Below are 12086 nucleotides of genomic sequence, written 5' to 3'. Positions count from 1 at the left end.
GCGGCCCGGCGGCCGATGTCGCCCGGCCGCGACACCCGCGGGCTCCGCCTCGACAGAGAGCGGCGTGGCCCGCGCCCCGAATCCAGCGCGCCGCTCGTCATCGACGACCGGAACTGCGGAGGAGTTGCATGACCATCCTGGCCCCGGAACTCGCGACCGCTCGGTGGTTCAACACGACCGCGCCGCCCACGCTCGCGGCGCTGCGCGGCACGGTCGTCGTGCTGCACGCGTTCCAGATGCTGTGCCCGGGCTGCGTGGCCCACGGCACGCCGCAGGCCGAGAAGCTGCACCGGATGTTTGCAGGAAACGGCGCGGTCGCGGTGATCGGCCTGCACGCGGTCTTCGAGCACCACGCCGCCATGACGGAGGTAGCCCTCGAGGCCTTCATCCACGAGTACCGTATGACACTGCCGATCGCCGTCGACCGCCGCGGCGAGGACGGTCCGATCCCGCAGACGATGCGGCGCTACGGCATGCGCGGAACGCCGACCACGATCGTCATCGACCGCGATGGGCTGGTCCGCGAACACGCCTTCGGGCAGGTCGACGACCTCGCGCTCGGGATCTTGGTGGGTTCGCTGATCGCCGCACGGGGCAAGGCATCGCTGCGCGGGGAACCGGCTGCGGACAGATGCGACGAATCCGGCTGCCGGCTCCCGGAGGAACCGCGGCCATGACGGCGCAGGTTCTCCCCCTGGTCCTCGTCGGACCGGTTGCCCCGCTCGGGTCGGGCGGTCCGCCGAGCGGCATCGACAAGCGTCCCGTGCCCGGGCCCTGGCGGATCACGGCGACCGGTCTCGTGGGCGACGCCCAGGCCGACCTTCGCTACCATGGCGGCCCCGAGAAGGCGCTCCACCAGTATCCGCGGGACCATTACGCCGCCTGGGCCTCCGAGATCGGCGATCATCCGCTGCTCTCCGCACCGGGCGCCTTCGGCGAGAATCTCGCGACGACGGCCTGGACGGAGCGGGACGTCTGCATCGGCGACATCGCGCGTTTCGGCTCCGCGCTCCTGCAGGTCAGCCAGGGGCGCCAGCCCTGCTTCAAACTCGACCGGCGCTTCGAACGAACCGGGATGGCGCTGGCCGTGCAGAGAACGGGGCGGACGGGCTGGTACTGGCGGGTCCTCGAGGCGGGCATCGCCGAGCCTGGCGACAGGATCGAGCTCCGCGCGCGTCCGCGGCCGGACTGGTCGCTCGCGCGCCTGATCCATCTCCTCTACGTCGACACGCGCAACCGGTCGGAGCTGCAGGTCGCGAGCGCGCTTCCGGAACTGGCGGAGAGCTGGCGCCTGCTCCTGTGCCGGCGCTTGCGGACCGGTGCGGTCGAGGATTGGTCGAAGCGCGTCGCCGGCGGGGAGCGCGGGCCGGAAGCGTGAACGCGGGCGCGTCGATGAGGTTGTCTCATGGACGATCGGTGGTGCTGCCGGTCGGACGCCGGCAGCTGCACACCCTCATTGCGTGAAGGCCGACGGGAATTGCCGTCGGAGATGCGCGTGCAGGCCGGGCTCGCGCCACGTCCGGCCGCGCCAAGCGAGATGCCCGTCCGGCCGGATCAGGCAGGCCATGGTCCCCGCGCCGTAAGCCTGACCGAAGGTCCCCGTCGGATCCGAGAGCGTCGTCACGCCCGGGATAGCCGCCGCGGCCGCCTCGCCGCCGATGACGGCGACACGAAGGTGGGAACGGTGCTGCCGGGCCCAGAGCGGCAGATCGGGGTCGGCCGCAGCGTCCGCCGCCGGGGCGTGGATGAGGAGGACGTGCTCGGTGCCGCGGAAGACATCGAAGAGCCGCGTCGGGAAGCCGAGGCCGTCGCGGACCAGCCCGGTCACGTCGGGCGCCCGGTCTCCGGCCCTCGGGCCGGCCTCATTTGGCCCCGCCCCGTCGTCGGCGATCCAGGCCGTGTTCCGGTAGCTGACGAGAACCTGCGTGTCGGCGAGGCGGTCCGGCGCGCCGCCGCGCTCCCGACCGTATCGCTCGCTCGCCTTGTGGGTGCGTGCGAGCACGTCCGCGCCCACCGGGCGCCGCTCCCCCTCGTAGCTGTCGAGGAGAGCCTCGGGGCTCGCGTCCCGGAGGACCAGGGCCAGCTTCCAGGCCAGATTGTAGGCGTCCTGGATCCCGGTATTCATGCCCTGGCCGCCGGTCGGCGGGTGGATGTGGGCGGCATCGCCCGCCAGGAAGCCGCGGCCGCGCCGATAGGCGGCGGCGAGACGCATGCTGATGCGGTAGACCGACGACCAGCGCAGGTCCGACAGGCGCGAACCGCCCGGCAGTAGATCGTCGGCCACGGTCTGCAGGTCGGCCAGCGACGGGCCCTCGAGCTCGGCCTGGATGCCGTGGTCCGAGCCGCCCGCCGGCACCAAGCGGGGCGGCGCGAGCATCGAGACGCGGTAGCGGCCCGGCTCGGGGAGCGGGATGGCGATGAACATGTCGGGCGGGGCGTCCTCGTTCAGGCGCAGGGCCCGAACCGCCGTGCCGTAAGGGACGTCCCAAGCGATCTGCACGTCGCCGAGCATGAACGGCCAGGGATAGGCCTCGCCCTCGAACGCGACGCCGAGCTGGCGCCGGACCGTGCTGTGGGCGCCGTCGCAGCCGACGACGTAGCGGAAGCCCGCCTCCGCGACCCCTCCGTCGGCATCCTGCAATCGCACGCGGACACCGGCGTCGTCCTGTTCCAGGGCAGTCAGGCGCAGGGCGCGCTCGACCCGCACGCCGAAGCGCTCCAGGTGGCGGGTCAGGACGCGCTCAGTCTCGTACTGGGGCAGCCCGAGCGACGCGTAGGGCAAGGCCAGGGGCGGACCGATTGCGTCGACCGGCGGCTGGCCGTGAAGAATCGTGCGCAGGCCTGTCAGCCAGAGACCCGCGTCGATCATCTCGCGGGCGAGGCCCATGTCGTCCCAGACCTCGAGGGTGCGCGGGGTGACCCCGATCGCGCGGCAATAGGGCGAAGGCTGCGCCGCGCCGTCGACGATCCGGCAGCGCGCCCCGTGCCGAGCGAATTCGCAGGCGAGTGTCAGGCCGACCGGACCGGCCCCGACGATCAGAACATCCGCCATCGCATTCTCCCCGGGGTCGACCCTGGATCGGCGCAGCTCCCTGTCCGATCCCACGGTCGCACGATCGGAATCAGACTGTCGAGGCGTCGACGATACCGGCCGTGCTCGGAATCCACGGGCGGGAGGGCCCGGAACGGTCTGAGCGAACCGGTGGGCGATGCGCCGAGCCGGCGGCGATCGGCCTTGCGCGAGGTCTCGGGACCCGTCGTGAGAGCCTGCGTACGCCACGACATCTTACGGTTGATTGACTTCGTGGAGTCGACCTCGTGCAGACACTGCATTGATGCCACGGTTCGCGTCGCGGTCGGAAAGTCAACGCTTCTCGGCAGCGGATTGTCTGTATAGGGAAGGGCCCAAGCATAGGGGCCGTGTCCTGGTGCCTCGGGGTCGTGGGTGATGTCGAGTTTTGACGAGTCGGTCGCGCGCCAGCAACGGTTCATGGGGCCACTCCTCGTGGCGGCGATCCTGTTCGGCCTGGCCGGGCTGCCGGTCGCGGTATGGCTCGACCTGCGCGGCCTGTCCGAGCGCATGCTCGCCACGCAGGCGATCGAGACCGGCCGGATCATCGACCAGATGCGCAGCTTCTACGCCAGCGACGTCGTCCAGGCGGTCAACACCGCGACCGGCCGGGTCGAGACGCGCCACGATTACAAGGGCGTGCCGAACGCCATCCCGATCCCCGCGACGCTCTCCCTGGAGCTCGGCGAGCGGATCAGCGGCGGGGACGGCGCGGTGAAGTATCGTTTCGTCTCCGACCTCCCGTTCAAGGACCGCAAGCCGCACGATCTCGACGCGTTCGAGATCCAGGCCCTGGCGGACCTTCGGGCCCACCCCCAGACCGGCTTCGTGCGCGAGACGACGGGCTCGATCGTCGACCGGCAGGTCCTCATCGCGGCGCCGATCCGCATGGAATCCGCCTGCGTGCGCTGCCACAACACCCATCCCCTGAGCCCGAAGACGGACTGGAAGGTCGGCGACGTCCGCGGCATCCAGGAGATCGTCCTGCACCAGCCGATCGCCGCCAACGTCTTCGCCTTCAAGTACTTGCTCGGCTACTTCATCCTGGCGGCGCTCGCCGGCACCACCTTCCTGCTGCTGCAGGCCCGCCAGTCCCGTCTCATCGACCGGATGAACCGCGAGCTGACTGAGTCGAACGGGTTCCTGGCGTCGGTCTCAGTGCAGATCGCCAAGTACATCTCGCCCCAGGTCTACAAGAGCATCTTCAGCGGCGAGCGGGACGTGTCGGTGGCGACCGAGCGCAAGAAGCTCACGATCTTCTTCTCCGACATCAAGGACTTCACCGCTACCACGGAGCGCCTGCAGCCCGAGGAGCTGACCGCGCTCCTGAACGAGTACCTGACCGAGATGACCGCCATCGCGGTCAAGCACGGCGGCACGGTGGACAAGTATATCGGCGACGCGATGCTGGTCTTCTTCGGCGATCCGGAGAGCCGGGGCGTCCGGGAGGACGCGCAGGCCTGCGTCCGCATGGCGATCGAGATGCAGAAGCGCCTCGGCCAGCTCAATGCCCGCTGGCGGCGATCCGGCATCGAGCGCCCATTCCAGGCCCGGATCGGCATCAACACGGGCTACTGCAACGTCGGCAACTTCGGCAGCGACGAGCGGATGGACTACACGATCATCGGCGCGGAGGCGAACCTCGCCGCCCGCCTGCAGGCGGCCGCGGTCCCGGGCGGCATCACCCTGAGCTACGAGACCTACGCGCTGGTGAGCGACATCGTCCAGGCGAGCCCGCAGGAGCCGATCCGCATGAAGGGCATCAGCCGCGAGGTCGTCCCCTACGCGATCGAGGGCGACCTCACCGCCGAGGCGCCGGAGACCATCTTCTCCGAGCACGCCCGGGGGATCGACTTCTACGTCGACGTCGACGCTCTGGAGCTGGAGGGCGCGGCGCGGCTCCGGAAGCGCCTGCTCGACACTCTCGCCGCCGTTGACCGCCGGATGACCGGCTCCCCCGCGGAGGCCGGTACTCGGCCGACCGCGGCCGGCTGAGGATTGGTCCGAGCGCGGCAGCGGGCGCTCACAGGCTGCCGGGTCCGCGCGCGAGCCCCGCGAGGGTGAAGAGATCGACCGACAGCTTGACGCCGAATACAAGGGCGTCCGGAATGTTCCTCCGGTAGAACGGGAACCGCGTCCTGTCCGGATCGACGATGTACTGGAGGTTCGGCGTCAATCGGATCGCCGGATTGATCTGGATCCCGTAGTTCAGCTCCATCATCACCTGCTGGGTCGGAGTCTTGCGGACCAGGCCCATCGCGCTCTGCGCCATCGCGATGTTGGACACGGCGAGCCGGCTGAAGGCCTGCGTGTTGATGACGAAGCCGACCGTGTCGAAGGGCCGGTCCGTGAAGGTGCCGGTCTGCAGGGCCCCGAGCTCCAAGAAGTAGTCCTCGACGAGCCGGCCCGAGGTCCCGGCCATCGCGACGCCGAACAGCGTCAGGCCCTGGATCGCGGTGGGATCCGGACGCCACACCATCTGGTCGAACCGTGCGTAGACGCCCGACCGGCCGAACCGGGTCATCGCCGGCAGGCCGGTGAGCACCGCGGGGCGCCCGGTCACGTCCTGCGCCGGGTCGGCGTAATCCGAGGCGTCGTACCAGCCGCCGATCCCGTAATTGCGCGGCAGCGCGTCGTTGGCCGGTGCGGTCGAGTAGCCGAGCTCGAACGGCACGATCGCGCCGGTGGCGCCCTTCAGGAAGAAGTCGAGGCCGTTATCGCCCGGCTGCTGGTGCAGCGGGTTCACCTCGTAGGCGCCGACGTGGAAGAAGACCGTATCGGTGACCCACGCCTTGGCGTGCGCCCCCCAGCTGGAGACGGGCCAGAAGGTGAAGTTCGAGGTCTTAAAGACGAAGGTCGGGTTGCCGCAGGCCGAATTGGACTCGAAGTTGCAGTAGATCGGCGAGTTCAGGAAGGCGATGTTGGCGACCAGCCGGCCGACCTCGATGTCGAGGCGGTTGTCGAACAGCTTCTGCTGGTAGGAGAGGAGCGTCAGCCGCGTGGTCTGGCCGCCGCCGAAGATCTCCTGCACGCTGGTGTTGTTGCCGATGACGTCGTTCGACAGGCTGCGCCCGTGCCGGTTCGTCACCGCCACGTGGAACGAGGCGTCGTCGATTCCGGCGAGGCGCTGCAGGTCCCCGTCGATGCCGAAGAAGACCTGCCCGGCCCAGGCCGAGCCCTGCCGGATCCCGCCCACCGGGTTGATGGCCCCCTGTCCCGTATAGTTGGCGAGGACGCTCAGGCCGTTGCCGAGGTCGAGGGTGCCCGGCGGCAGGGTCGGCGGCGTGGCGGTCTGGCCGAGGGTGTCGGCGGCGCCGGCCGCGCTGTCGGCCCCGCCGAAGCCCTGTCCGTCCGACCGCAGCGCCGGGCCGACCGCCGTCGCCGCGAGGGCGGTGGCGGCCTCCTGCCCAAATCCGGGCTGCGGCAGCGCGAGCACCAACCCGAGCGCCAGCGCGCCGCGCGTCGCCAAACCTCTCATGTCGGATCCCCCGTGACGATCTCTGGTGTCCGGGCCCGATCGTCGCCGGCTCCGGGTCCGGGCCTCAGGCCGGGCGCTTTTTGAGGAGGCCGACCGCGAGGGCGGTGACCAGCGTGCCGGCGACGAGGGCCAGCACGGCGCCCGGCAGGTTCGTCACGGCGTTCGGGATCGGCAGGACGAACAGGCCGCCATGCGGCACCTTCAGGGTCACGCCGAGGGTGAGCGCCACGGCGCCCGCCACCGCGGAGCCCGCGACCAGCGACGGGATCACCCGGAGCGGGTCGGCCGCCGCGAACGGGATCGCGCCCTCGGTGATGAAGGCCGCGCCGAGGACGGCGGCCGCGCCTCCGGCCTCGCGCTCGGGCCCGGTGAAGCGGGCCGGAAACAGGCGGGTCGCCAGAGCGAGGCCCAGCGGCGGCGTCATCCCGCCGAGCATCACCGCGGCCATCGGCGCGTCGACGCCGGAAGACAGCAGGGCCGCCGCCGAGGCGTAGGCGGCCTTGTTGATCGGGCCGCCCATGTCGACCGCCATCATGCCGCCGAGGATCAGGCCTAGCACCAGGGCGCTCGCCCCCTGCATGCCTTTCAGCCAGATCGTGAGCGCCGCCAGCACCGCCGCGACCGGCACGCCGACCACGTAGATCATCAGGAGACCGGTGATCGCGGTGGCGAGGAGCGGCAGGATCAGGACCGGCTTCAGGCCCTCGAGGGTCTTGGGCAGCCGGATATGCGCGTTGAGGAAGCGGGCGCTGTAGCCGGCGATGAACCCGGCCGCGATGCCGCCGAGGAAGCCCGCCTGAAGGTTGGCCGCCAGCATGCCGCCGATCATGCCGGGCGCGATCCCGGGCCTGTCGGCGATCGAGTAGGCGATGTAGCCGGCGAGCGCCGGGACGATCAGCGCGAACGCCGCTTTGGCGCCGATCTCCCCCAGGGCGTAGCCGAGCGTCCCCGCGCGGCCCGGCGCCATGGCGTCGATCCCGCCGACCGCGAAGGCCAGGGCGATGAGCAGGCCGCCCGCCACCACGAACGGCAGCATGAACGAGACGCCGGTCATCAGGTGCTTGTAGGCGCCGGCCTTCCGTTCGGCCGCCTCCGGCCGCGCCGCGGCCTCGGCGTCGCCGACGGCCGCCTGCAGCTGCGCCTCGGCCAGAGCGGTGCCGATCAGGCTCTTGCCATCGCGGATCGCCGCCTTGGTGTTGGTCGCGTAGACCCGCTTGCCGGCGAACCGCGCCCGGTCGACCCCGGTATCAGCGGCGATCAGCACGATGTCGGCGGCGGCGATCTCGGCGTCCGTCAGGGTGTCGCGGGCACCGACCGACCCCTGCGTCTCCACGCGGATCGTGTGGCCCAGGGCCTCGGCCGCCGCCTGCAGGCCTTCGGCCGCCATGAAGGTGTGGGCGATTCCCGTGGGGCAGGAGGTGATCGCGACGATCCGCTTGGTGCCCGTCGCGGCTCCGGCCGAGGTTCCGAACGCCGGCGCCGCCTCGGTGCCCGAGAGCGCCCGGTCGAGCACGGCGTTGACGTCGGTGAGCACGTCCGCGATCGCGGCCCGCGCCCGGCGCAGCGCGCCGAAGCGGTCCTCGCCGAGGTCGCCCGACCCGACGAGCAGCACCGCGCCCGCGTGGTGGATGGCCTCCTCCGGCAGCGGGTTGGCGCCGGGCGCGCCGCGCAGCTCCAGCACGATCGGCTGGTTGCGGCGGCCGGCCGCCCTGCGGAGCGCTTCGAGGGCGAGGACGGCGTGGGTGGAGAGGTCGCCGCCTCCCACGACCGCCAGCAACTGTGCCATGGTTTCCCTCCCTGCTTACGGTCTCCGCCGCCCGGAGCGGCGCGCGGCCCGATGGTGCGCGCTTCAGCCGAGCGGTTCCGTCCGCACCGCACGCATCAGCGCCTCGACGTCGGCGCGCGGCGGCAGGCTGGCGCCCGCCTGCGTGAGCTTGCCGGCCGCGAAGGCGACGGCCATCCGGGCTGTCCTGTCGGGGTCGAGGCCGCCCGCGAGCGCCGCCATGAGGCCCGCCACGAGGGCGTCGCCCGCGCCGACCGTACTCGCCACGTCGATGCCGGGGGCCCGCGCCCGCACGGCGCCCGCCACGGTCAGGAACAGGGCGCCCTCGGCGCCGAGCGAGACCACCACGACCGGTATGCCGAGGTCGCGCAGCTGGACGGCCGCCGCCCGCACGGCGGCGTCGGTCGGGAGCGCCCGGCCGGCCCATTCCTCCAGCTCGTGGCGGTTGGGCTTCACCGCGTAGGGGCGCGCGTCCGGACCGGCCGCGAGGGCGGCGGCGAGGGGCGGGCCCGAGGCGTCGAGGACCACCCGGGCTCCCCGGGCCTTCAGGCGCGCCGCAAGCTCCGCGTAGGTGTCCACCGGCAGCGCTCCGGGCAGGCTGCCGGCCAGCACGACCCAGGCATCGCCGGCCGCGTGGTCGAGGAGCGCCGCCCGGGCCGCGCCGAGGGCGTCGGCGGCGACGGTGAGCCCCGGCAGGTTGATGTCGGTGGTGTCGCCGGTCCGCCGGTCGAGGAGCTTCAGGTTGGTCCGGGTCTCGCCGGGGACGCGCAGGAAGCGGTCGGCGACGCCCTTCTCGGCGAGCAGCTCGGTGAAGGGCGCGGCGTTGTCGGCGCCCAGGATCCCGGTAGCGGTGACCGGCAGGCCCCAGTCGGCCAGGCAGCAGGCGACGTTGACGCCCTTGCCGCCGGCATGGGACCGGACCGCCCGCGCGCGGTGGACCGTCCCGGGCACCAGGGCGTCGAGGACGACGGTCTGGTCGATGGCCGGGTTGAGCGTGAGGGTGACGAGCGGGCTCACGCGGCCACTCCCGTACCGAGCTCCGGGGCCCGCTCACGATCGAGGGCGCGGACCGCGGCCGCGTCCTCCTGCTCGCAGGCCTGGCTCGCGAGCGCCCGGAGCGCGCTCATGTCGGCGCCGCGCAGCCGCGCCTTGACGCCCGGCAGGTCGCGCGGCGTCATCGACAGCTCGTGGACGCCGAGCCCCGCCAGCAGGCAGGCGCCGAACGGGTCGCCCGCGATGCCGCCGCAGACGCCCACGAAGCGCTTGTGGCGCGCGGCGCCCTCGCAGGTCATGAGGATGAGCCGGAGCACAGCCGGGTGCAGCGAATCCGCCTCGGGGGCGAGTTCGGTGTTCTGACGGTCGATGGCCAGGGCGTACTGCGTCAGGTCGTTCGTGCCGATCGAGAAGAAGTCGCAGTGTCGGGCGAGGACGTCCGCCTGGATCGCGGCGGCCGGCACCTCGATCATGATGCCGAGCGGCACGTAGGGGGCACCGATCTCGGCGCGGATCCCCTCGGCGATCGCCCGGAGACGCAGGACTTCCGGCACCGAGGTGATCATCGGCATCATGATCGAGAGCGGCGCGTGCGCGCCGGTCGGAGCGCCCGGGCCGACATGGTCCCGGGCTGCGCGGTAGAGGGCGCGGAGCTGCGGCTCCATCAAGTCGGGCCGGCGCAGCAGCAGGCGGGCGCCGCGCACGCCGAGGAACGGGTTCTCCTCGCGGGGCAGCTGCAGGTGGGCGACCTGCTTGTCGCCGCCGATGTCGAGGGTGCGCACGATCAGCGGGCGGCCGTCGAGGGCCTTCAGCATGGCCACATAGGTGGCGTTATGGTCGTCCTCGGAGGGCGTGTCGCCGCGCTCCAGGAACAGGAACTCGGTGCGCATCAGGCCGACGCCCTCGGCGCCCTGATCGAGGGCGAAGGGGACCTGCTCGGGGTTGTTGATGTTGGCGCCGATCGCGACCGCGTGGCCGTCGCGGGTGCGGGCCGGACGGGTCCGCTCGCGCGCCTCCGCCTCGGCCTGCTGGCGCAGACGGTCACGCCACGCCTCGGCCGACGCGATGTCGGCGGCGCTCGGATCGAGGTAGAGGCGGCCAGTGCCGCCGTCGAGGATCGCGGGCGTGCCGTCGACCAGGTCCAGCAGGCCCGGGCCGCCCGCCACCAGGGCGGGGATGCCGAGGGTCCGCGCCAGGATGGCCGAGTGGGAGCTCGGGCCGCCCTGGGCGGTGGCGAGGCCGATCACGCGGGACGGCTCCAGACCCGCCGTGTCGGAGGGCGCGAGGTCCGGCGCGATCAGGATGCAGGGCCGGTCCGGCAGCGCGTGGCGTCCCTTCAGGGCCGGATCGATCTGCGCCAGAACGCGGCGGCCGACGTCGCGCAGGTCCGCGGCGCGCCCGGCGAGGACCGGGTTGCCGAGGGCGGCGAGCTGTCCGGCGAGGCGGTCCACGGCCTGGTGCCAGGCGTAGGCGACGCCGTGTCCCTCGACCATGAGCTGGCAGGCGAGCGTGATCAGGTCCGTGTCGGCGATCAGCTCGGCCTGGGCCCGGAAGATCCCCGCATCGGCCTTGCCGAGCCGCCGCTCGGTGTCGTCGGCCAACGCCTTGAGCTGACCCGCGGTCGCCGCGAGGGCGTGGTGGAGGCGGTCGGCGCCGGTGGTGAGAGGCTCGGGCTCGTCGAGGACCGTCACGGCGGCGTCGGCGAGGACGTGGATCGGCCCGATGCTGAGGCCGGGACTCGCGCCGATGCCGGCCAGGATCCGCGGCGCGTCGGAGGGGTTCCAGCCGGCGACGGGGCCCGCGGCCTCGGCGGCGGCCTCCGCGGCGCGCCGCGCCGCCGCCTTCTCGCCGGCACTGAGACGCGTGACCGCCGCGCGGATCTTCGCCAGGGCGCCCGCCTCGTCGTCGCCCTCGGCGGAGATCGTGACCGCGTCGCCGCAATGCAGCCCGAGCTGGAGCAGGCCGATGAGGCTCTTGGCGTCGGCGACCTGGGCGCCGTGCCGGACCTGAACGCGCGCCGAGCAGGATTTCGCCACCTCGACCCAGTGCGCCGCGGGGCGTGCGTGCAGGCCGGTGGGGTAGTCGACCGTCCAGTCGAAGCGCTGGCGCAGGTCCGCGGCGGGTCCCGCGGCCGCCGGCGCCGTGTCCTGCGACAGGGCCGCGACGATGTCGGCCTCGCGCCGGGTGACGCGGAGATGCTCCAGCCGCGCCTCGTCCTGGATCAGGCGCGTCAGGCGGCGCAGGACCATGATGTGGGTGTCGGACTGCGCCGCGATGGCGACCACGAGGTGGGCCATCTGCCCGTCGTGCCAGAGGACCCCGTCCGGCACCTGCAGGACCGCGAGGCCGCTGTGCCGCACGAGGTGGCGCTCGTCGACCATGCCGTGCGGGATCACGACGCCGTGGCCCAGATAGGTGTTCGCCACCGATTCCCGGCGCAGCATGCTCTCGCCGTAGGCCTCGTCGATGCAGCCGGCGGCGGTGAGAAGCTGGGCCGCCTCGCGGATCGCCGCGTCCTTATCCGAAGGCGCGGCCCCGGTACGCACCAGGATGCGTGGCGCAAAGGTCGGTATCGACGCGAGCATGGCGTGCTCTCCTCCCATCGCGAGCGGCGGGTGGTTCGCCGCCTCTTCGTTGGGATCAATGAAAACGTTTTCAGCATGAATGTCAACGCAACGTGCGCGAGACGGCGTGTCCGAGCCTCGACGCGGTCTTACCGAGCGGCCGCTAACGGTGTAACGCTGCTGGAAACGTTTCCGGGA

General features: G+C 72.3%; 8 protein-coding genes. 3 read left to right on the top strand and 5 right to left on the bottom strand.

The features are described from left to right. Window positions 1-128: 128 nt before the first annotated feature. Both LOK46_RS01480 and LOK46_RS01475 read left to right on the top strand, forming a co-directional pair. On the top strand, window positions 129-677 hold the full coding sequence (locus LOK46_RS01480) for a peroxiredoxin family protein (protein WP_273562158.1): 549 nt from the start codon (window positions 129-131) through the stop codon (window positions 675-677). Continuing rightward, window positions 674-1378: an MOSC domain-containing protein gene (locus tag LOK46_RS01475; RefSeq protein ID WP_273562157.1), complete on the top strand. Its 705-nt coding sequence runs from the start codon at window positions 674-676 to the stop codon at window positions 1376-1378. Before LOK46_RS01480 ends, LOK46_RS01475 begins: the two co-directional genes overlap by 4 nt. 75 nt (window positions 1379-1453) lie before the next feature. On the opposite strand, the gene LOK46_RS01470 is transcribed toward LOK46_RS01475, so the two are convergent. Continuing rightward, a complete protein-coding gene (locus LOK46_RS01470; RefSeq protein WP_273562156.1) occupies window positions 1454-3052 on the bottom strand; it encodes an FAD-dependent monooxygenase in 1599 nt (532 codons plus the stop codon). Between the two features lie 396 nt (window positions 3053-3448). On the opposite strand from LOK46_RS01470, the gene LOK46_RS01465 reads away from it, so the two are divergent. Next, a complete protein-coding gene (locus LOK46_RS01465) occupies window positions 3449-5065 on the top strand; it encodes an adenylate/guanylate cyclase domain-containing protein (RefSeq protein ID WP_273562155.1) in 1617 nt (538 codons plus the stop codon). A 28-nt stretch (window positions 5066-5093) separates the two neighbouring features. Here the strand turns inward: LOK46_RS01465 and LOK46_RS01460 are convergent, their stop codons facing one another. From LOK46_RS01460 to ptsP, 4 genes are all read right to left on the bottom strand, one after another. Continuing rightward, window positions 5094-6548: a carbohydrate porin gene (locus LOK46_RS01460; RefSeq protein WP_273562154.1), complete on the bottom strand. Its 1455-nt coding sequence runs from the start codon at window positions 6546-6548 to the stop codon at window positions 5094-5096. A gap of 64 nt (window positions 6549-6612) precedes the next feature. Further along, complete coding sequence (locus LOK46_RS01455) at window positions 6613-8334, bottom strand: fructose-specific PTS transporter subunit EIIC (RefSeq protein ID WP_273562153.1); 1722 nt, start codon at window positions 8332-8334, stop codon at window positions 6613-6615. A 63-nt stretch (window positions 8335-8397) separates the two neighbouring features. After that, window positions 8398-9348: a 1-phosphofructokinase gene (pfkB, locus tag LOK46_RS01450; protein ID WP_273562152.1), complete on the bottom strand. Its 951-nt coding sequence runs from the start codon at window positions 9346-9348 to the stop codon at window positions 8398-8400. Then, window positions 9345-11909 (bottom strand): phosphoenolpyruvate--protein phosphotransferase, encoded by a 2565-nt coding sequence (ptsP, locus tag LOK46_RS01445; RefSeq protein ID WP_273562151.1) that lies wholly within the window; start codon window positions 11907-11909, stop codon window positions 9345-9347. The genes pfkB and ptsP overlap by 4 nt, the downstream gene beginning before the upstream one ends. Window positions 11910-12086: the final 177 nt, after the last annotated feature.

This window comes from Methylobacterium sp. NMS14P (genome assembly GCF_028583545.1).
Lineage (GTDB): Bacteria > Pseudomonadota > Alphaproteobacteria > Rhizobiales > Beijerinckiaceae > Methylobacterium.
Note: the sequence above shows the minus strand (reverse complement) of the source record. Positions and strands in the feature narration are given on the sequence as shown.